The sequence below is a fragment of the Spirosoma aerolatum genome, from assembly GCF_002056795.1.
GTDB lineage: Bacteria > Bacteroidota > Bacteroidia > Cytophagales > Spirosomataceae > Spirosoma > Spirosoma aerolatum.
On record NZ_CP020104.1, the window covers coordinates 4,626,973 to 4,646,437 of the forward strand.

General features: G+C 48.2%; 20 protein-coding genes. 2 read left to right on the plus strand and 18 right to left on the minus strand.

Annotated features, from left to right (window positions below):
- Positions 1 to 8: 8 nt before the first annotated feature.
- The 6 genes from B5M13_RS19045 to B5M13_RS19070 are packed head-to-tail and all read right to left on the minus strand — an operon-like array spanning position 9 to position 8,445.
- Positions 9 to 1,421 (minus strand): hypothetical protein, encoded by a 1,413-nt coding sequence (locus tag B5M13_RS19045; RefSeq protein WP_080057171.1) that lies wholly within the window; start codon positions 1,419 to 1,421, stop codon positions 9 to 11.
- A 2-nt stretch (positions 1,422 to 1,423) separates the two neighbouring features.
- Positions 1,424 to 2,047 (minus strand): hypothetical protein, encoded by a 624-nt coding sequence (locus B5M13_RS19050; protein WP_155297291.1) that lies wholly within the window; start codon positions 2,045 to 2,047, stop codon positions 1,424 to 1,426.
- Positions 2,048 to 2,107: 60 nt separating this feature from the next.
- Positions 2,108 to 3,970 (minus strand): hypothetical protein, encoded by a 1,863-nt coding sequence (locus B5M13_RS19055; protein ID WP_080057173.1) that lies wholly within the window; start codon positions 3,968 to 3,970, stop codon positions 2,108 to 2,110.
- Positions 3,967 to 4,308, minus strand: coding sequence for a hypothetical protein (locus tag B5M13_RS19060; protein ID WP_080057174.1), 342 nt, complete (start codon positions 4,306 to 4,308; stop codon positions 3,967 to 3,969). Before B5M13_RS19060 ends, B5M13_RS19055 begins: the two co-directional genes overlap by 4 nt.
- Positions 4,308 to 5,684, minus strand: coding sequence for a hypothetical protein (locus B5M13_RS19065; RefSeq protein ID WP_080057175.1), 1,377 nt, complete (start codon positions 5,682 to 5,684; stop codon positions 4,308 to 4,310). Before B5M13_RS19065 ends, B5M13_RS19060 begins: the two co-directional genes overlap by 1 nt.
- Positions 5,685 to 5,703: 19 nt before the next feature.
- A complete protein-coding gene (locus B5M13_RS19070; protein ID WP_155297292.1) occupies positions 5,704 to 8,445 on the minus strand; it encodes a hypothetical protein in 2,742 nt (913 codons plus the stop codon).
- A 100-nt stretch (positions 8,446 to 8,545) separates the two neighbouring features.
- On the opposite strand from B5M13_RS19070, the gene B5M13_RS19075 reads away from it, so the two are divergent.
- Both B5M13_RS19075 and B5M13_RS19080 read left to right on the plus strand, forming a co-directional pair.
- Entirely contained in the window at positions 8,546 to 8,989 is a 444-nt protein-coding gene (locus B5M13_RS19075; protein WP_155297293.1) for a hypothetical protein, read from the plus strand.
- Between the two features lie 215 nt (positions 8,990 to 9,204).
- Positions 9,205 to 9,732: a DUF4468 domain-containing protein gene (locus B5M13_RS19080; protein WP_080057178.1), complete on the plus strand. Its 528-nt coding sequence runs from the start codon at positions 9,205 to 9,207 to the stop codon at positions 9,730 to 9,732.
- Here the strand turns inward: B5M13_RS19080 and B5M13_RS19085 are convergent.
- From B5M13_RS19085 to B5M13_RS19130, 12 genes are all read right to left on the minus strand, one after another.
- Positions 9,729 to 13,331: a tape measure protein gene (locus tag B5M13_RS19085; RefSeq protein WP_080057179.1), complete on the minus strand. Its 3,603-nt coding sequence runs from the start codon at positions 13,329 to 13,331 to the stop codon at positions 9,729 to 9,731. The two genes, B5M13_RS19080 and B5M13_RS19085, sit on opposite strands and share 4 nt — an antisense overlap.
- A gap of 2 nt (positions 13,332 to 13,333) precedes the next feature.
- Complete coding sequence (locus B5M13_RS33495) at positions 13,334 to 13,489, minus strand: hypothetical protein (RefSeq protein WP_155297294.1); 156 nt, start codon at positions 13,487 to 13,489, stop codon at positions 13,334 to 13,336.
- A gap of 3 nt (positions 13,490 to 13,492) precedes the next feature.
- On the minus strand, positions 13,493 to 14,275 hold the full coding sequence (locus tag B5M13_RS19090; RefSeq protein ID WP_080057180.1) for a hypothetical protein: 783 nt from the start codon (positions 14,273 to 14,275) through the stop codon (positions 13,493 to 13,495).
- 85 nt (positions 14,276 to 14,360) lie between these two features.
- A complete protein-coding gene (locus tag B5M13_RS33500; protein WP_155297295.1) occupies positions 14,361 to 14,525 on the minus strand; it encodes a hypothetical protein in 165 nt (54 codons plus the stop codon).
- A 122-nt stretch (positions 14,526 to 14,647) separates the two neighbouring features.
- Positions 14,648 to 15,103, minus strand: a complete 456-nt coding sequence (locus B5M13_RS19095) for a hypothetical protein (RefSeq protein ID WP_080057181.1) — start codon at positions 15,101 to 15,103, stop codon at positions 14,648 to 14,650.
- Positions 15,091 to 15,477 (minus strand): hypothetical protein, encoded by a 387-nt coding sequence (locus tag B5M13_RS19100; RefSeq protein ID WP_080057182.1) that lies wholly within the window; start codon positions 15,475 to 15,477, stop codon positions 15,091 to 15,093. Before B5M13_RS19100 ends, B5M13_RS19095 begins: the two co-directional genes overlap by 13 nt.
- A complete protein-coding gene (locus tag B5M13_RS19105) occupies positions 15,474 to 15,797 on the minus strand; it encodes a hypothetical protein (protein WP_080057183.1) in 324 nt (107 codons plus the stop codon). Before B5M13_RS19105 ends, B5M13_RS19100 begins: the two co-directional genes overlap by 4 nt.
- Positions 15,785 to 16,345: a hypothetical protein gene (locus tag B5M13_RS19110; RefSeq protein ID WP_080057184.1), complete on the minus strand. Its 561-nt coding sequence runs from the start codon at positions 16,343 to 16,345 to the stop codon at positions 15,785 to 15,787. The genes B5M13_RS19105 and B5M13_RS19110 overlap by 13 nt, the downstream gene beginning before the upstream one ends.
- On the minus strand, positions 16,342 to 16,743 hold the full coding sequence (locus B5M13_RS19115) for a hypothetical protein (RefSeq protein ID WP_080057185.1): 402 nt from the start codon (positions 16,741 to 16,743) through the stop codon (positions 16,342 to 16,344). The genes B5M13_RS19110 and B5M13_RS19115 overlap by 4 nt, the downstream gene beginning before the upstream one ends.
- Positions 16,740 to 17,891, minus strand: a complete 1,152-nt coding sequence (locus B5M13_RS19120; protein ID WP_080057186.1) for a hypothetical protein — start codon at positions 17,889 to 17,891, stop codon at positions 16,740 to 16,742. Before B5M13_RS19120 ends, B5M13_RS19115 begins: the two co-directional genes overlap by 4 nt.
- Before the next feature lie 80 nt (positions 17,892 to 17,971).
- Complete coding sequence (locus B5M13_RS19125) at positions 17,972 to 18,349, minus strand: hypothetical protein (protein ID WP_080057187.1); 378 nt, start codon at positions 18,347 to 18,349, stop codon at positions 17,972 to 17,974.
- 63 nt (positions 18,350 to 18,412) lie between these two features.
- Positions 18,413 to 19,459 (minus strand): hypothetical protein, encoded by a 1,047-nt coding sequence (locus B5M13_RS19130; RefSeq protein WP_080057188.1) that lies wholly within the window; start codon positions 19,457 to 19,459, stop codon positions 18,413 to 18,415.
- Between the last annotated feature and the right edge of the window lie 6 nt (positions 19,460 to 19,465).

The window sequence follows — 19,465 nt, forward strand, 5'->3', positions numbered from 1 at the left end:
ATTAGCTATTAAAACGGACTGAAGACGGCTCTGACCCAGGTATTGGTAGCAATACAGAAATACAGAGCACCGGCGGCAAAACGAATCTCGCCCGGACTGCCAGCGGCCGTGGAGGACGAAGGGGCCGTGTTGACCGAAGACAGTTTAAGCTGGTTAACAGTCAGGCCGTTACTCATCGAGACTGGGGCCGTATGCACCACATTGTTATTAAAGGTTGTGGTGCCTGTATTGAAATTTGTGGTTCCATCGAAGGTGGCTCCCCCGCTAATCGCTGCAGGGCCAAAGAAGCTTGTGGTTCCATCGAATTCATTGTCACCGGTAAATACATTATTGCCCGACTGAAACGCATCCCCCTTACTATTGAGTTGCCCCTGTATCGAGCTGGTTACATCCAGATAGGGGAACTTCGATGCGGCTACCCCATTGATTGTGTTTGTGGTCGTAATTGGTCCGGTAACGATCAGATTTGAGTTAACCGTGACTGTATTTGAAAACGTTGTTACGTTGTCGAACAGCGCAGGACCTGACGAGTAGAAGCCACCACCCACATTAGTGTATTCAGGAATGTACAGGTAAGGGGCTGTAATGGTGCCGATGGTGGATGTTATATCGCCTGACGTACTGATAGGGCCTGTCACGTTCAACGCTGCACCGACATTGACGGGTTGCCCTCCCGAAGGGTTCAGATTCAGCGGCTTGCCGTTCCAGGAATTGATAAACGTTTTGCCTGCGCTCTGATCATAGCCCAATACCAGATTCTGGCTATTGTTATTGATCGGCGTCAACCGTACACCACCCGCTTGTAGATACGTTGAAAACACACCGCTTGCCCCCGTCAGCGTACTTAGGTTGTTGATGTTGCCCCCGGTTATGGCTACCTGAAAGTTTTCCTGGCTGGCCATGCTCTTGATGTTCAGGTTAGCCCGAACAGCCATTGCATTGGCGATTAACTCAGACAGGTTGTTGGCTGGATTCAACGGGGTAAACCCTAATGCGTTCTGCTTATTGTTGAACGTATTCCAGTCCTGAGCCGACAGGTAGCCAGGCGTTGTGGCCGAGGCCTGTCCAACTGCAAAGACCTGATCGGCGAGGGGTTTTAGAACTAAGTTCCCCCGGATTCTAACCACGTTACCCGTGGCAATAGCCACAAATGTTTTGTTGGGGAGACCCGACGTAGCCGTTCCCGAAAACAGCGCTGAAATGGTTAGTCCTGTTTTGGTAAAACTAGGTTGCAGTCGATCCGGTACTTTCTGACCACCGTCCGAATAATAGGCGGTAACGGTAACCGTACCGCTCCAGTCGGACTGTAGCGTAAATAGCTTGGTCGTGGGCTGGCCCGGTACACCCTCCCAGGTAAAAAGCTGTGCCGATGCCAGCAGGGGCATCAGCAGTATTATAGAAAGGAGTTTAATGAGTCGCATAACTAGGAGCTGGCTGGACGTGAAACAATGATGTAGTCAATCGCATAGTCCCGGAACAGACCTTCGAAGCGGATCTTGTTGTTATCGCCTGCGCTGAGGGTCAGGTTTTCCAGGTAGTAGGTGCTCTTCTTACCGCCCATGCCCCGCACGTTCTCAATGTCGATTGGTGAGCCGCTATTGATGATGACCCGAATTTTACCAACCTCGCCCGTTGCGCCAGTATCATAGTTGGTCTGTACCCGCATTTCAAGCTTGTAATTATTGGCTGTAATCGGTACACCTTTGGGATAAAATTCAAGGTACTGCGAACTGTTGCCGTATGGCCCCCGAACGTTGCCATCACCTACGGCATCGCCATGATACCAGTCTCCTGTACCCGTACCGTTTTCGGCCTGTTCTTTCCAGTTATAGGCCGGAACGCTACCGCCACCACCTCCGCCACCACCGCCAGTGGGCGCGTCTGGTTTTACCAATGGAGGTATAGTGCCTTTGGGAATGATAGCCCCATTGTCGACCGTTAAATTGAGGTACCCTTTTTCGGCATCACTGGCCAACTTCGCGTCACCAGCATCCGTTAACGGATAAACCAAGGTGTCTCGCTCTGCCGAAACCTTATAGTCTTCCACATTTAAGACACGTTTCCAAACTCTGAGTATTTGAATGCCTAACGCCATCCTGATAAATGTTTAACTGTTTACGATACCACCATAGCCGGGCTTTGTCCAGGCGGGTATGATGCTTTGTGCGGTGAATTCAGTGTTTGAAACGCCAGAAGGGAACAGGACTTCAAACACCTGTAAGTCCGGTCCTTTATACGTGCATTTGATGGTATTCCCGTTTCCGACTCCGGGAATGCGTATAACGTCGGTGCGAGTCGTTCCCCATGGTTGATCCATGGCCATCATGAAAATGACGTACAGCCCCTCACTGGTAGTTTTGTGCCGAGTAATCGCACAGGGCAACATTGTACCTCGTGAACCATCAGGACCGAACGCATAGGCTGTTGCTCCATTGACTGACTGGAAAGAGCCTGTATTACCGATCTTTATATCAATGTCACACGTTAGGGTAGTGTCTACTATTTTGTCTAAAATCGTTTCCATGTCCCTTGCGGCTGCATATAGAGCCGAAACCGTGTGCAGGTGAAGGTTATACTTCTCCTGGGTGAAGCTGTACACAATACCCTGATTAGGGGCACCTTCAGCGTGAAAGATGTGGAATCCTGACCCCTCGGTTTCGCCCTCTAAGAAGTGGTGAGCCATACGCATGATCCGTATGACGTAGGGTATTACGTAAATTTTCGGGTTTCCGCCATCACCCCATGCGTTGGGTTTTAGGCCAAAACCGGCCGGTGTGCGCTCTTTGTATGAACCATCGCCTTCATACTCCAGCTCATGCATACGAACCGATGGAATAAGCTTACCGCCGTGTACATCCTGTAGCCTGATCCGGTTAGCCATCCAATGCCCAACCTCACGCGCAAAAGGGTGAATGTTTTTTGAGTTGGCGTACAGGGTCGGGTAATCGGGTTCTGCATTAAAGTTGCTGCCTAAGTACTCATACGAGAAATAGTAATGGTAATCCAGATGGAACGTCTCAAACTTATAGAAGCTCCCCGTCATGTTCTCGTAGGTACGGCTATAAGCCTGCCCATTGGTCACGCCTGAGAAGGTCACCTTGCCCGGTACACCTGTATAGCCTTCTACGTACCTCACATCGATCGAGGCATCATCAAGGAAGCGGTTGATGTAGGTCAGGCAGTTGGTGCGGGGTTCCCCTTGCCAGGCCGACGAACCAAAGGCCGCGTAAGCACCACCACGGCCAGCTACTTGCAGGAAGAGGGCAAAGCCGATAGAACGACGGACGTTCTGTTCAGCAGTGCGTCTACCAACATCAGCCCGTAATTGCTCCAGCGTCCGTTCTACACCATCGGAGTAACACTTTATTTTCTGGGTTTTAACAGCATCCCAAGGAGGGTAGTTAGGACTTGGGTTGTCGTAGTAGTCCCATATCCAATAGTTAGACTCTTCTATGTTTGCCATCCAATGAGCGCCAGCACCATAGCGCGGGATGTTGTTCATAAAAGCGGCTTCCAGTTGGGTAGCTGTTGCCGTATAGAAATAGTGTCCGGCAAGGCGCGGGCCGCCCGACGGATTCGCCAATACACCGCCTTCTACTGAATAGTCAAACTTTCGGAACTCTGGTAGGTCACTGAATTTGTTTGTACCGTCTGCCTGATCGCTACACCATTTGGAAATCTTGCTATTGCCGAACCTGATCCACTGGGCATGATTGATGGTTGACGGCCGAAAGTCGACCGACATAAAGTATTTTGACTTACTGCCGCCAATGTCGATAAAGTTTACCTGAGCTTTTCCCGCTTCGTAGGTATGTGGCCGACCTACCCGACTGGCCAGCCTTACAGCCGTTGCACCCGGTGGTAACTGGGATATTGGATCACCTTTAAAATATTCACTTCCTGCCGTTGATTCGGGGCGATACGAAACAGTACCATCGGCACTGATCCGCTTTTCGTAGTAAGTACTCATACAACAAAGTGCCCTCCTAATGCACCATCAGAGTTATAGTTTGTGGTTGGCGGTGGTGTCGTGTAGGGGGTGAAATCGTCCCGCGTACAGGTCACGAATATGTCCGGTAACGATGCTCCGGTACAGTCCCTTGGTTCGAGGTGTTTACCCTGCTCGGGTACGGGTTGCGTTGCGATGGTGTTACCCATCTTTTGAGTGCCCCCCAAAGTCAAAAAGGCCACTTCCTGCTGCGTACAGGTTAGTGTACTGGAATAGCTACCCCACCGCGTTTCTTCAAGCTTAATCGCTCCAGTTTTCTTATTTACGATGCGTCGTCGAACTGAAAAAACAGATGCCATTATGGAGCTAAGGTTATTATTAAGAAAAATGGATCATACGCGATCCCTCCGCGTCCATCGTTCACGATACGACGGAAATAGTAGGTACTCGAATACCCGCCAGCCGAAAGGCCAGGAGCGGTATAGGTGAACTTGCGTAAACCAGCGTCAAACGTTGCCCAGCTAGGCATAGCCCCCCACGTACTGTTATCAGTTGAGTACTGCATCGACCAGGTGAGGTTATCGTTATCTTGGTCTCTGGCATGATTAGCCGCCCAATTAAATGAGTTGGTTTGATCCTTATAGCCCGTCAGGAACGCTACCGGAATGTCCCATACAGGAGGATTATTTTTGGATAGTTGAATAACCCCCTCTACGGTCCCGAACCCATCGGCAACGTCGGCCCTGACTCCGTTTGACCCGTCAGATGATAATGAGTTTTGAGCAATGGCAAACAGGCCGCCAGATGAAATGGACTGGCCTGATATTGAATTGACCAACCGCCAGTTAGACACGGCATGCGTAGTTACCCGCCATTGATCATCTGTAAAGAGTTCTTCGACCTGTAACTGAATACTTAAGCCTTCCTTACAAAGCAGTGGGTTACTATGGGCTGCATCGATGATGCGGCATACACCCCGCGAAACAGGTGCATTATCAATGGGTGTGAATTCGGCCCGGTCACAGGTAACGAATATATCGCCAAGGTCTCCAGCTACTTCGTCGTAGTGTTTGAAGTTGTCCCAAACCTCTTCTTCGTCAGCCGTTGGGTCGGTCGGCGTAGGATCGGTGGGATCGGTGGGGTCTGTTGGATCGGTCGGATCGGTCGGTGTTGTTGTGCCATCCTTATAAAACTGACCATCGGGAGCAACCGATAGATAGGGATATTTCGCCCCAGTCGGTTTATCTGGAACATCAGCCGCAATGCTTCCCCGGAAGAACGGCATAATGTCCGTATCGGCACCGTTGCCAAGAACAGTTTGCAGGTCACTTAACTGACCTGTATTAAAAACAATCCCCCCATTTTCGTTAACTTTTACAATACCAAAACTTAGCAACATGGCCAATGTCTTGGCGGGGGTCATAGCCTTAAATTCGTCAGTACCAGCCTTTGCCTCGTCCTCGTTAGCCAACTTGAGCACCCCCTCGCTCTCCTCTGAAGCGGAGTTAAAGGATTGTGGGTGCCCATCATACGGCGGGGGTATGTCGCTCTTAAAGGCCAGTACCGATCCTAGATTGACAGAAAATAAAAGGGCGTTATCCAGCCCATAAAAGCTGACAACGCCATTGCTATTAATTTGTGCAGCGATTGAAACTGACCCGACAGTAGAATTGTACTTCGCCCGAAAGCCTGTTTCAAGCGAGTCGCCAGGGAGAATTTTCTGGGGAGTAGGCATGAGCAACGAAATGGCTGCTTTACTGGAAATTATCGAACGTACATTGTTCGATCCAGGGGTCTATTGCGCCAGGTTGTGATGCCTCAAAGACATTAAACACATATGCGCCATAGAACGAGCAGCCCCTTTGCCCTTGTAACTGGCTTAAAGATAGCGATTTTTTAAGTAGTATCAATATAGCCTCGCCCGTCGACCGTTTGAAGCTGATACTTAGTGGGAATCCTTCAATAACTCCATTACTACCCGTTAGTTCAATAAATCCATAATGAAGTGTAGGGTCTGGGTGAGCGCCCGTCAAACAGGCCCGTAAGAACAGCATTTGCCCTGTACTCAATTTCGTGCTAATCTTGATCCGTTCCGGTTTCCAGATTGGTTTGATTGGATATTTTAGATCGGCTACCGTTAAGTCGTCATTATGCTGAATGAGTTTTCGACTGTCAATATTCAAATCACCCTCTGCATTGTCTGCCAGTTTGGTGCGAAGCGTTCCGTTATTCTTGACATACGTGCAGCGAATAGGCTCCGAGCCATTACTATAAATTAGCCCACCAGCAATGTAGGGCGCATGACGAAGGAGGTTAAACCGGGGCGCCAGCCTGAGATTATAAGTCGTCTCCGGATCAAGTACACCCGTTACCGATTCAAAGCTTTCATCCCGTTCGGCCTGAAACGCAAAATCCATCGATACGGATAACGTAGCTACGACCAATTCCTCCGTAATCTGTCGATCCAGCGTTACAACTGCCTGATTTTTATTGCCAACGTAACTATCCAGATAATCAATGGCCTTATAAACCCCATCGTTATGCTCAGTCCCTGATACCAGAAATGTAACCCCTTTTGCCATCCAGGCGGGTTTGTAAAACAGATCAAATACAAGACTGGCTTTGCCGGCTACCATAAAAAATACGGCCGTTACTGTTACTTCGCTGTGTTCGGGGGTTAATTGGGCAAGCTGGGATGCGCAAACAATGAAGTTGTTATCATCATAAGTTGTTGAATCGTTCGGTTGCGCCGAAAACTGCGCGCGCCGGGTCATCTCCAGTGCGTAACCCGAGGCAATTAAATCCGAAACGGCACTATAGGTCGCTCCTTCGCGCATCGGCAAAGCGTATTGCTGTTTGGTGTTAAACTCATCGAGCACCTGTGGCCCCTCATCGGGAAAGGTACTATAACCAACCTCCACACCCGTATTTAGGTACTCACCAGCCGTCTCCTCTTCGATAACTGAATACGAAGAAAGGCTCAGCATTTTGTTATCCCGGTAGAAATTGGCAATAGGTTCAATGACCAGCACATCCCCATCATCCGTCGGTTTGTAGGATAAACCAATCGCATCGATCGCCTGCAAACTCGACAGGAATTTTTGCATGGAGTTCTGAACTGGCTTGCCTGTAAAACCCCGTACGTAGTAGCCGTTTGTAATGAGACGGTGCGAGCCGCCCCCGTCAGTCGGCTGATCGTTACCAGCAAACGAATAGTAACTACTTTGAACTGCATTTTGGCGGCCTGTCAGGCAGGCCATGAAGTGGGATAATACGTCAAAAACCGGATAGGCTGGACAGGCTGATGGCGGTGCGTAGGTGTTTGCGGTGATGTTAATCGAGGCTGAGTATACCAATAGACGTACGTCGGTTCCGCGCCAATTCGCCCGGCTTGGATTGATTACCAGTTCTGCATAAAAATAAACATCCGTATTTTTGGGGAGTTTTTCTGTGTATGTTAGACTGGCCGTGTACCTTGCTACTCCCATAAACCGACTACCCGGCGATCCAGCTATTTGCGAACCTACTACATGTTTTGTATTACCTACAACCAGATAACAGTTCAGCGTATAATCATCAATTTTAGGCGGAGAAATGGAAATAGCAGCTCGTTGCAATCGGCAGTCCACTTGAAAATCAATAACAACGGAGAATGTATATTCTCCATCAGTTGCAATCTTTAAAAGGGCATGACCCGATGACTGGGGTAATGATGTGTCAACTTCCAGGTTATTGCCTAAATAAGTATCCACCTCGGCGGGTGAAGCCCGTTCTACTGTTAGCGGAAAGTAGAGTAAGAAATGCCGAAATGCCTGAAATTGCCCTACCGATTGCCCTACAGATCCTCCTTGCAAAACACTCGTTCCATCATTCTGAAAACTCACCCAATCCGTATCCTGAAAATCAGGCATCGGTTTAATTGTCGTTGTTTTTTTGATGCGCTGCGAGTGTAGAACCAGAATAGATGGCGCTGGAGGAGTGATTGCAACCGGATTATTGCTACTGTCATTAATCAGAGATTTTTTTTGGTCCATGGAAAGCACAGTGTCCCATCCCGCCCGAATATCAGGGTGAACACTGTAACGTTCGGCCGGAATGGTCAATTCTCCTCCTTTTTTGCTTCGTTTGGCCAGGTTGAGCCGAAGTGTTTGCAGGGCAAGATCGCCCGTATTGTCCGTCAGGCCCCATTCCAGAAAAAGCGTTACATTAGGTCCAGATCGACTGTAATTCAATTCAATAAAATCTATTGCTTCAACCTGCTGGAATCGCAAAACCGCTTCTTCGCCCGTAAATTCGAAATTAATACCATGCCATTGGGTATCCCTTTCAAGTGTCCATTCTGCGCCATCCCAGCCGATTGGTTCGCGAATCGAAATGATTTGGTTGAGGGCAGGGGAAACCAGTCGAAAGTACGTATCTGCATCCGACATGCGGTGATCGGCGTCGGCAGAGCCATAAAACAGATCAGGCAGGGAATACGGGCTGGGCAGTGCCATAAGCAGGCGGAAAGGCATTGAGTAATGCGCTGCCCCTTAGCGGTATCATTACTGAGCCTTTTGAGTAGGGTAAAGATACGAATTTTAGCCACTTGCCACCGTGTTTACGCCACTTGCCAAAAGTGTGGATAGTATTTTGGGGGCATCAAGTACTTTAGGTGCTATGTTTATCGGTTTCTGTATCGGCGCCATACTCGCTTTTTTTATCACCCGTCAGGTTGAACGGGAAAGCTTTGCCAGAGAAAAACGCAAATTAGAGCGGAGCATTAAAGACGTTGAACTGATCCGATACCAACAGGATAGAGACGAATTTGAACGGTTCCGGACAGAGGCTACCCGTCTGGTTAATGAGGCCGCCGAACGGGCTATCTTGATGACAGAGGCCGATGATCGTATGATGGAGTCGCAGGCTCAAATGAGAAAGGCGTTTAACGAAATGAATGATTTGCTAAATGAAGCCATTAATCGGGTGCGGGAATTGGAGGAGGGGGATTATGCCGAACTTCTGATTAAACACGAACGATTGCTTGCTAGGTTGAATTGATATTTTTTGACCTTAAATCACACCAAATCTTCCTATGAAAAAGATTATGTCCTTTTGTTTTATTCTTGGATTATTAAGTTGTGGAGGTGGCGATCCAGGCCCTTCGAAGACATCACAATGCGGTTGCTCAAAATACAATAAGTCCGATTGTAATATACAGCCCAGATGCTTTTGGACTGTTGGTAAAGGTTGTGGTTGTTAACTAACTATATCAAATGAAAGCTGTTTTTCTGGTTTTGATGGTATCGTTAAACGTGATCGCTCAAAGCAAACCCGCCAACAGCACTAAATTAGGCGAGGTCTTGCCATTGGATGCGACTGGACGCGTCCAGTATCAAGTTGTTGAGCAGATTGGTAATACGAATAAAGATGAATTATTCCAGCGCGCCCGTCGCTGGTTTGCTCAAACCTACAAATCAGCTAATGCCTCCTTGCAAATCAGTGATGCAGCAACGGGCGAACTTTCCGGAAAGGGTACATTTATTGTTCGGCCGACTAGTATCGGCATTCCACAGGATACAGACGTTGACTATAGTATTAGCGTAGAAATCAAAGACGGTCGCTACCGCGCAACAATTGATAATTTCTTTGTTCGCGTCAAGACAATTCAAGGGCCGATCGAAACCGTGAAAGGTGCCTCGAAAGGGTTTATGCAAAAAGTCTACGATCAGACCAATGACCAGGTGTACACACTATTATTATCATTAAACAGGGCACTGAAAACCCCGAAATCTGATTTCTAGTTTTTGGGCAAACTGAAATGGTTCTTCACCCAAGCCCGGTGCTGATCAGCTTTGCGTTGCGCCCGTCGGTATCCTAACTCATCCCAGTGATTTTCCTCAACTGGCAATCCCGCCAATGCATTGCGCATCGCCCGTTCCATGGACTCTTCCGATGGTCCGGCTTGGACAACCGGAGAATACATACTGCCCCCTGGGGCCGAACGAACGTCCTGCGCCAGTTCGGTATTAACCCGCAAAAACTGTTTTGTTTCCTGATGGGTCATAACCCGGTCATGTCGATTGAGATACATAATTTGCTTTTCGGCAGCCAGACGATAATAAGGTTTACCCCCTTTTTGGGATTCAATCAACTCATAACCCCGCTCCCCTACCCAGGCGGGTCCCTCGGGTGCATCCTGCGTACCTTTCCAGAATTCGGGAAGGGGTTTGGCCGCCACAGCAATACCCTGTATTAAGCCCAGCGAGCCAGCCAGAGCTGCTAATACTAAGTTAGGCAAAGCTTCGGCAACAGCTTTGGCGGTTGAAATGGCGATAGAGAAGATAGCTGCTAATTTCTCATCTTCAGCCTGTTTACGACGGATCTGCTTTTGTCGCTGGGCGTACTTAGACTCAATTGCTTTTTTCTGCTCATCATTTGATCCTGCCAAATCCAGTTCGTACTGTTTCTGTTTTTCCAGATTATCCAGATCCTGTTGCAGAAAAGCTGCCCGAACATCAAAGTACGACGAAACGGCCGTCGACAGATTATCCAAAGCAGCATTTTGAATTTTCTGAATACGATCCTGATGTTCGCGCTCAATATCCTCTTCATCTTTGGCCAGTTTTTTAGCCCGGTCAACCCGTCGTTTATCACGGGCGACATCGGCCTCTTCGGTGGCTTTTCGCGTCTCCTCAATTTCCAGTTGCAGAATCTGTTCGATCTGCGCCTGTGTTTTTCCCTGCTTTTTAAGTTCATCAATCCGTCGGGCGATGGCTTGTTGCTGGGTATCCGAAGCGGCAACGGTGGCATTGACAATATCATCTAAATAACGAAGTTCCAGATCACGAATGCGCTGAGCACCTTCTTCCTGAGTGATTTGCCGCTTGGTAACAGCCGCGCGAACCCGGCCCTGCTCAGCTTCAAATGCAGTTTCCAGATCAGCGAGTCGATTCTTCAGATTGGTTTTGATCGTGTTCTCATCGCCAACAATTGCCTTTTTAGCGGCATCAAAAACCTTCTTAAAGGCTTTTTCCTGAATATCGGCCCTTCCTTTCTGGTAATCGGCATCTGCTTTAGCCAGTTCTTTATTTAGATTGGCGTAATCGTCCGTTTCTTGCTTACCAGCCGCTATCAGTAATGCCCGGCGTTTATTTATGCCCGATACAGTAATGTTATACCGAGCCATTATGTACTGCTGATCGGTAACTAAATCCTGCTCGTGCTTACTGGTCAAATCACCTAACTGTTCGCCTGTAGAGGCTGATACTACACCCAATGAATTGCGCAGTTGCTGTTCGGCTTCCTGTTTGGCTCGATTAGCGGCCACGCTGGCGGCCCGTTTTGCGGCTTTAGCATCCCGCTCTGCATCTTTTTTGTCTTTCTTTTCCAGTTCTTTATTTACATCCTGAATAGCTTTAATAAACTCTTTGGCGTAGTTAATGTCTCGCGTTAAGGAGTTGACCAAGTCGGGCCGTTTCTGAATAGTTGATTGATCCTGGCTAATTTGTCCTTGATAGCGAGATATAAGGGCATTTCGTTCAGCCAATGAAAGTTCCTGTGCCTGCTTACGGATAGCCTCAATGCGGCCCTCATGGTATTTCTTGTCTGACTCCCGTTCGTCTATGCGTCCTTGTTCCCTATCTTTTGCGGTTTGCTTGATGTGCTCACGGGTCAAAATGGTAAGCTGTTCAGTGTATTTCTTGTAATCAGTAAGCGCCTGTGCTCGTTCGGGTGCTGTACCAGCTAGTGTTTCGCCGACATTTTTTGCATTTGCGGCTAAGTCTTTCAATATGTCTAATCTAGCCTTCCGCATGTTTTCTGGCATAGAAATAAAGTCGTCAATCGCTTTCTTGTAGCTACTATCGACATCTATCCGATACTGGGCCAGCGTCCATGTCTTAGGATTAAGCGACAGAAAAAACGCGGCCCAATCTTTACTCTGCATGGCGGCTCTCATATTTGATAATGTGTCCGCAATGCCATTTTTAATACTGGCAAAGAACCTGGTAATGCCAAATGTCTGATTGAAGGTATCCAGTAATAGGCCCGTCTGATTGTCCAGTCTAGCCGTAGCGCCTACCAGTGATTCGACATTCTCAGCGGCTGTTCCGCTGAATGTTTTTTCAAGTTGTGTCGCTACTTTAGGTAATACATCAATGGCTAACAGTTCCCCTTTTTGCATCATGTCCTGTAGCTTCACAGTACTAACGCCGAGGGCGTCTGCAAACAACTTGGTAGCCCCTGGAATGGCCTGACCTAACTGATCCTTAAGGTCATCTGCGGTAATATTGCCTCGGCTAAGCATATCGCTTAGGGCTTTTAAGGCAGAGTAAGATTTATCGGCCGGGGCTTTTAACTCAGCCAATCGGGTCGTGAATGCCTTAAAAATCCGGTCTGCCTCCTTGCCTTCCAGTGCTGTATCGCGCGTACCCACCTTAATACCTTTGTAACTATCGGTTAATGTGGCTACACTAATGCCTAAGGAGTCGGCTGTTTTTTCTAAAAATAGTTGTGAGCTTCCTAAGTCATTGGTGTCTTTAGTTACTGCTTTAAGTCCCGCCCGAATCTGTTCGAACTGACTCATCTTATCAATAGCCTGCCCCGCAATTTGAATGACTTTAGTAAAAGCAATTCCAACGACTCCAAGCGACCCAATTAGTCCAACAAATCCACCATTGACTAATCCATTTAGCGCATTTTCGTATTGTCCGACTTTTAATTGATGTTGACCCATAGTAGCCGCCATCTTTTTCAGAGCCGTATCGGCAGTTGTAATTTTATTTGCCAACACCACAGCGGTAGCATTGGTCCGGTTAATTTTTCCTGTCAATGGATCAAAAGCCCCATCCAGGCTTTTGAGTGCGGACCTAGCTTCTTTTAGTTCTTTTTCGAGCAAATTGTACTGCCCTGTAATCTCCTTTACGGAATCCGTATTCGCTTTGACGGACTTATTAAGCTGGTTTAACTGCTTATCCAGACTGACAATTTCAGCCGCCTGCCGCTTCTTTAACTGAATGTCCCGACTTGTAACCCCTTCATTGGCAGTATAGGCAGCTACAACTTTTTCCAGTCGTTCGATTAAGGTGAAATAAGCCTTATCTAACTGCTGATTCGTTGTTGTTAATGCCGCCGATGCTGCCCGTTGGTCTCGAAGCTGTTGCGTTGTCACCATAGCCACCTTGGCATACTCTTCCATTTCGCGGTTACTACCGGCCATGGCATTGCCTTTGCGGATCATTTCCAGCGCATTCAGACTTTGCAGGATGGAGTCGCCCATCTGTTTATTCAGACGGGTAACGTTATCGACAAAATCTTTATAGTCTGCTTTGGCATCCGCTACCGCTTTCCGGTAGCCATCCAAATCGACCATTTCCTGATACTCAATGCGACGTTTGGCCATACCTAAAAGCGGATTATTTTCTTAAGAAGTTGTTTTACATGGTAAGCCAGTCGCTTTTCATCAATTGGCTTATGGCTATAGGCTTGCGCCAATTTGGCGACTCCCCTGTGGTAAGCGTCCAGATCAATCAGTTCGGAAAAATTGATTCGTTTCGCCATGGGTTAAGAAATCAAAGGATACGCAAAGGATAGGTCGGTTACGGAAAACTGAGCAGGGGCCAGTGCCGATCGGCCCGGTGAGGGCGTCAGAAAATCGCGGGTGCGGACAGGTATTCCGTTGAAGGTGATCGAATCGTGCAGCAACATCCACTGTATACCTTCCAGATGATCGGAATCGGCATAGGGTACCTGAAATTTGAGCACCTTATCGGATGCCTGATTATAATTGATCGGCTCACCCGTCGTACTTTCCCGGTACGAACTGGATTCGGTCGGAAATTCGGGAACGCCGATCTGAACCATCCGAACCCGAAATGCGCACGTAAATTCGGAATCAAGCCAGGGGTAGCGAACCCCAAACAGTGTCTTCGCGTGATGCAGCACAGTCCGAATACTCTGCACTTCTGCGTCCATCTGACTTAGTACCTCAATCAGTGAAGATGTCCAGGTGGAAGGCCCCCAAACAATCTTCCAGCGATATAGACCAGGCGAAACTGATGGACAGGTTAACGTTCCGAACAAACAACTTTGCCCCAACGCTATGCTATCGATTTCCAGACTGGCCGTAACCGATGCCGATGCGCCCGAATTACGGGCCTCAATGAGTGTAACGACTGGGCCACCTAAGTTTGGCGCAACAGGCGTTGCCAGGTTCATATAGAACCGGGTCTCTTCACCGGGATACGTAACCAGGGCTGATGTTCGGCAATCAGGAACTATTCGGGGAAACGGGATGCTGGCTGTTGCAGTAAGCCAGCTCAGCAGATTGGCGCGAGTAGCACGCATGGCGATGAATCATGCACAGGCAGCGAACCAATACGCTTGCCTATATTTACCCAGCCCCTTTGAGTGTAGTAAAGATAGGGAAAATTTAGCGTTCAGTTCTTGGCTTCTTTCTGTACTCCTCCAGTCTGGCGTACACCTCAAATTCGGTCAGTTTTTTAGGCTGATGAACGCCCCGTTCTTCTAAGGCTGCAAACAAACTCTCCATCGCTTTTTTATCGGCATCAGCCGCATTGCGTTCGTCGCCGGGCATTAGTATGTGTGGGCTATTGGTCTCCCCAAAAATAGCAAATTCAATGGCTTTGAGCCGGACAGCGGATTCGTCAGTCGCCTCGATGCCATCAGCGCACAGTGCATCGACATATTCCTGATAGCTTATCTGAGCATCCCCTGCAAACCGAGGGAAATAACGGATTCGGTCGTCTGAGAGTTTTTTTTTACGTCATCCAGCACCTGCTGAATTATAGTGAGCGGAATCTGTAGGGGTTTTAGTATTCGATGCAATCCCTCGGGTGATAGATCAGTAACCGCTACTCCATCGACATCATAAATCAGCACACCAAAGCTCAGTTCGTCGGGTGCATAATTCATTCGGATCATGTTGAAGGAAAAAAGCAGATTTTGCAGCGAAACAGCTACATCAGCCCCTCTACCCTCCGCATTGTATTGCAAAATCAGTCCCAATCGGTCGGCAATGGCTTCGGGCGAAAGGTCGATTTCGGCCGCTTCGATCTGGTAGCGGGTCAGGTACGACCGTCGCTCAGCAGGAAATTCGTCAAGATCAGAATAATACCGGATTGTCTGTCCAGTGGGTAGGGTTAGGGATTGCATGGTATGGTTAGTTTGGCTCTATGGAAAATCTCTGATGTAATATAGCCAACCATATAAGCAAAAGCTTCATCACTGTCCATTGATAACTTAATTCCGATTTTCTCAAACAGGAAATGAACGCAGTGGAATATTTCGTGCGATAAAACACCAAACTCAAACGGGGTTTCTGGTAGGTGTGGCAGGCGAAGTAGGGTTGCACCGTTGCTAAACATTACCGTTCTACCCTTACCAACAATCTCATAAACATCCGTCTGTTCAATATCCAGTCGACTTAAGTTTGTTTTCGAAAGCCGCTTTTTTACCGTTTCTGTGTCTTCGCCAATTGACACCATCAAATCAAATGGGTATACGCCGTACGAAATAATAAAATTCATTCTGGTTGAATAATTATACTACAGAAAAAGGCTGACAGGGTTGCGATGGCCAGTGCGCTAATGGCTGAAATGATAACCACCCAGGCATCGCTTGTGGTAGGTGTGTATGAAAAAGAAAAATGTTCACCTATTGTCATTTCAAAATAATATAATGAACCCAGAAATGACGTCCAGGCGCTCATACAGAAATAACAGTCCGCTGGCGGCATCCAGTTCTTGCGGTACACACTATACCAAGCCAGAAAGCCCCATTTGGTTAGACAGAATAGGACGCCTGCAATGGTCAGCGCCGACAGGGTGACAAATTCTAGGAGTTGCATAAACTTTCGACAACGGTTAAGGTGCCCTCAATTCGTAAACCAACAAATGGATTCATCAGATACCCATGATTCGTGAAATCGTAATCCAGATCGCGAAACACGCGGGTTGCAAGTTGATCTTCGATGGATTCAGTTTGCCAGTCAAAACAGGAGCCAAGCGCCGTTTCTATGGCCAACTGCACCTGTTCCCGTGAAAAAGCCTGCTTGCTGGAATCCCACCACGCCAGTAGCGCCAATGGGTACTGTTTGGTTTGTGTTTGGGTTTGAATCACCCAGCCAGGCTCTGGATTGACAACCTTGACAGCGCCAGTTGTTACAAAAAACAGCAATCCCCCTTTCTTTTGGTCAGGCAGGATTGGAATAGATCGTTTCTTGGTTTGGTCCCAGTAAACAGGCAGCTTGCGGGGTTTGTCCTTGTCGATTGATACCAGATTATCAACCCCTTTCACCATCTCAATACGAAGTCGGCCGTACACCTGGGTAAACACATTGATTTGAGCTTGAATGGAGTCCAGTATCGGCAATAGGGCCGCGTCAAGGTTTGTCATATCCGATCGTCAATTTCTGTAATTAGAGCATCCTGCAACCATTCGCCTACTTCCTCCTCATCCTGATCTGGAACCCCTAAAATATCCTCGCCATATTTTGTCTGTAGCTTTTCGGTTTTCGAATCCGTTGCATTGATAATAAAACCGCCCGTTTCCGGGTCAACCTGGAATGAATCACGAAAAGCGCCAGTCAAATCCAGATCGACAGGACGTAAACGTCCTTTGTATTTGATGCTGCTGTACTGGCCTAAATCGCTACCATCACTTCTAAGCCCCTTATCCAGTTGTTTCCGGTTAAAATCCGTGATTTGCGCTTCATGCTGCATAACCGTTTGCTCACAAACCTGTTCCAGGTCAATGTCAGCTATACGGTCGAGTTGGTCAAGAATAGCAATCATCGACGATTGGGGTTAAATACCGTACGGCGCACGGGCATGGTTGCCGATCTTGTATCAGGCAAACAGCGAGCCGATAAGCCTGATAAATCAATATCCAGCGCATCAAGTAGCTTTTCCAGTTTCGCTTCCTCTCCATTTTTGAGCGCAAACATTGCATTCTGACGCACCTGCTGTTCCAGTGTAGTGATTTGCTGCGAGTAAGCAATCTCGCTGAGCAGTTTAACAATAACCTGCTGACGAATAGCCTCAGCGAGTTGCATCTGCTGGCTAATAATCAGACTACCAAAATCACACCCTACAGCCAGTGCCAGATTTAAACCGTAGTTCATATCGTCGATTGAGTCGAAGGGGTCGCCTTCGTTATCCCGACGAACCGCCTTAACGGAAATAAATGACCGCCAGCGATTCCACAGCGTAGTATCAGGTGGATAACAGCCGCCACAGCTATAGTTTCCAATTGATTTGGCCCGGCGAATGGCTTGAACGCCATCAGGCAGGTTATCTTCAAAATAACCAATATAGTAGTACGATGCGCCTGACAGGGTTAAATTAATCGTAGCCCACTGCATCCGGTTGGAATTGGTTGTACTGACCGTTGTTTTCTGTACCAAGTTACCATCACCCATCTGCACGTAAATTGGCAAATCGGTAACGGGTCCGGTAAACTGTAAGCCCAGTTTTCTCGGTAACAGGGCTAGCTCCTCATCGTTAGTGATTAACTGAAGCCCTACGAACCGACCTGCGGGCTGAATCAGATCCGAAATACTTCCTTCGCCGTCGTAAAGCTGCGTTAGTGGTAGTAGGCTTTTGACTTCATAACGCAATAGTTTTCGGGTCCGAAGTGCGCTCAGTACATCGGCGATGGCCCCGTCGATTGTATCCCGAATTAAAAACGATAGTAAAGTATCAACAGCTTCGGCTTCCGAATTACTATCTGATTCATCATTAGGTTCGGAGCTTCGCGTAATGGTATCAACAGCTACATTATTAAGAATTTTAGCCGTAATCAGCGGGTGTGCTTTATCGATCCACAGCCCGGAGCGACAAATCGTTAAGTCAGCAGCCAGTGGCTCCATCGATGCGTCCATATGGGGCCGGAATCCAACCAGGCCGCGCAGGGCTTCAGTTACCGCAGTGACGTTGTACATAATCGGCGTGCTTTTCACCCAAAAACCCCGCACCAATGACGGTAGCGGGGGCTTTGAGTAGTAATCTTTTGAGTAACCTTTTACCTGTCTAAATTATCGTCGAGCCACTTTCGATTCAGACTGTCCTTTGTCGCTGTTGTACTGCTAACTCCTGAAATAGTTAAGGTATTCGCCCGACCTGACCAGATAACTGCACCGTCACCTGTTTGAATAACGGCTACATTCGCCCCGAAATTGGTCTTATCCGCTACGATACGGGTCGTACCCTTGGTAACCGAAACTGCCCGGCCGGCCGTGCCATTCTGAAAGGTAATTTTATTTGTGGCCGTCGTTGAAAATACCCGCGTTGCAGTAGGGATAACCTGTTTGGACGGGGGTACGACGACACTTTGAGCAAAAACGCCAGCGCTAAGCAGTATCAAACAGCCTAACAGGGCATAAACAATGGCTTTTTTCATGGATATGATTGCTTAAAATGAAACAATAAAACGAGGAGTCCGATTACCAGACTCCTTCATTCGTTAGATAACAGCAGGAGCCAGATTGTACTTGATAATCGGCGATTCACCCACTACCGACGTGTACGACTTCTGGAGCGACGGATCGATCGTGTATTCGTAGATGTCGTAGTAGACAGGCTCAGTCGCGCCCCCGGTACCAATCGTTTTCTCCTGACACTTTGATTGGTAGTGGACGCTGGCGTTGAAATAACCAAACATCGGATCTTTCTCGCTCCACCAGAAATCCTGACCCGCTACCTGTACCTTGCGATTACGCGCATTTGGGGTTAGCCAGTGGTAAATACCCACAGCGCCAACCGGAAACAGGTAATGCGTTTCCTGATAACCCGAATCCGGAGTCAGGAAATTCGATGGATACGGATCAGCGCCACCGACGAACATCGCCTGATTGACTGCATTGTTGGCTCCATTGGCCCCCATGCGGTAACGGGTCACCATCGACGCGCCCGACATAACATCCAGCAATTTACCATTTGCTGACAGCAGGTTACGACCTGTCACGTAACGATATGCTGAATAGAAATCCATGCCGATCACACCCACGTAAGCCGCACTATCCTGGGTAAAGAAGTTTGGTTCAGCTACCAGCGACGTGCTTTTGTTAGCCTCCAGGTAGTTAACGCAGTTGATTTCCATGAACGCATACCAGGCATGCCAGGCGTGATACATCAGATCAGACAGCAAATCCACGTAGCGAACGTAGTTCTGATCCAGCATTTCAGTTGGCACTTTCACCCGGAAACCTTTTGTGGTAAACGTAATTACCACCATGTCCGTACTGGCCTCCTGACCGTCCAGATCGCAAATCCGACCGTCGACCAGGTTGATGGCAACCCGTTTGATTACCGGGATCTGGTACGGACGCTCAAACGATTGCTTCTCCTGGTTGATGTCGGTTTGCGACAACAGCGAAGGAGACGACCGAATAAAGGCCGCCAGTGCATTGTATTCATCTTTCCGCTGCTCGAATTCTAGCGATGCGGTGTTGTAACGGCCGACCGCTGCGGTATAGGCAGTCGGCAGGGTAAGTGGCAAGCCTGCTGGCATGACAGT

Excerpts from the sequence above, each read along its gene's own strand:
- B5M13_RS19060 (WP_080057174.1), bottom strand. The coding sequence starts at position 4,308 with ATGGCATCTGTTTTTTCAGTTCGACGACGCATCGTAAATAAGAAAACT.
- B5M13_RS19055 (WP_080057173.1), bottom strand. The coding sequence starts at position 3,970 with ATGAGTACTTACTACGAAAAGCGGATCAGTGCCGATGGTACTGTTTCG.
- B5M13_RS19085 (WP_080057179.1), bottom strand. The coding sequence starts at position 13,331 with ATGGCCAAACGTCGCATTGAGTATCAGGAAATGGTCGATTTGGATGGC.
- B5M13_RS33495 (WP_155297294.1), bottom strand. The coding sequence starts at position 13,489 with ATGGCGAAACGAATCAATTTTTCCGAACTGATTGATCTGGACGCTTAC.
- B5M13_RS19125 (WP_080057187.1), bottom strand. The coding sequence starts at position 18,349 with ATGAAAAAAGCCATTGTTTATGCCCTGTTAGGCTGTTTGATACTGCTT.
- B5M13_RS19095 (WP_080057181.1), bottom strand. The coding sequence starts at position 15,103 with ATGCAATCCCTAACCCTACCCACTGGACAGACAATCCGGTATTATTCT.
- B5M13_RS19130 (WP_080057188.1), bottom strand. The coding sequence starts at position 19,459 with ATGCCAGCAGGCTTGCCACTTACCCTGCCGACTGCCTATACCGCAGCG.
- B5M13_RS33500 (WP_155297295.1), bottom strand. The coding sequence starts at position 14,525 with ATGCCCGGCGACGAACGCAATGCGGCTGATGCCGATAAAAAAGCGATG.
- B5M13_RS19090 (WP_080057180.1), bottom strand. The coding sequence starts at position 14,275 with ATGCGTGCTACTCGCGCCAATCTGCTGAGCTGGCTTACTGCAACAGCC.
- B5M13_RS19105 (WP_080057183.1), bottom strand. The coding sequence starts at position 15,797 with ATGCAACTCCTAGAATTTGTCACCCTGTCGGCGCTGACCATTGCAGGC.
- B5M13_RS19115 (WP_080057185.1), bottom strand. The coding sequence starts at position 16,743 with ATGATTGCTATTCTTGACCAACTCGACCGTATAGCTGACATTGACCTG.
- B5M13_RS19065 (WP_080057175.1), bottom strand. The coding sequence starts at position 5,684 with ATGCCTACTCCCCAGAAAATTCTCCCTGGCGACTCGCTTGAAACAGGC.
- B5M13_RS19045 (WP_080057171.1), bottom strand. The coding sequence starts at position 1,421 with ATGCGACTCATTAAACTCCTTTCTATAATACTGCTGATGCCCCTGCTG.
- B5M13_RS19100 (WP_080057182.1), bottom strand. The coding sequence starts at position 15,477 with ATGAATTTTATTATTTCGTACGGCGTATACCCATTTGATTTGATGGTG.
- B5M13_RS19110 (WP_080057184.1), bottom strand. The coding sequence starts at position 16,345 with ATGACAAACCTTGACGCGGCCCTATTGCCGATACTGGACTCCATTCAA.
- B5M13_RS19080 (WP_080057178.1), top strand. The coding sequence starts at position 9,205 with ATGAAAGCTGTTTTTCTGGTTTTGATGGTATCGTTAAACGTGATCGCT.
- B5M13_RS19120 (WP_080057186.1), bottom strand. The coding sequence starts at position 17,891 with ATGTACAACGTCACTGCGGTAACTGAAGCCCTGCGCGGCCTGGTTGGA.
- B5M13_RS19070 (WP_155297292.1), bottom strand. The coding sequence starts at position 8,445 with ATGGCACTGCCCAGCCCGTATTCCCTGCCTGATCTGTTTTATGGCTCT.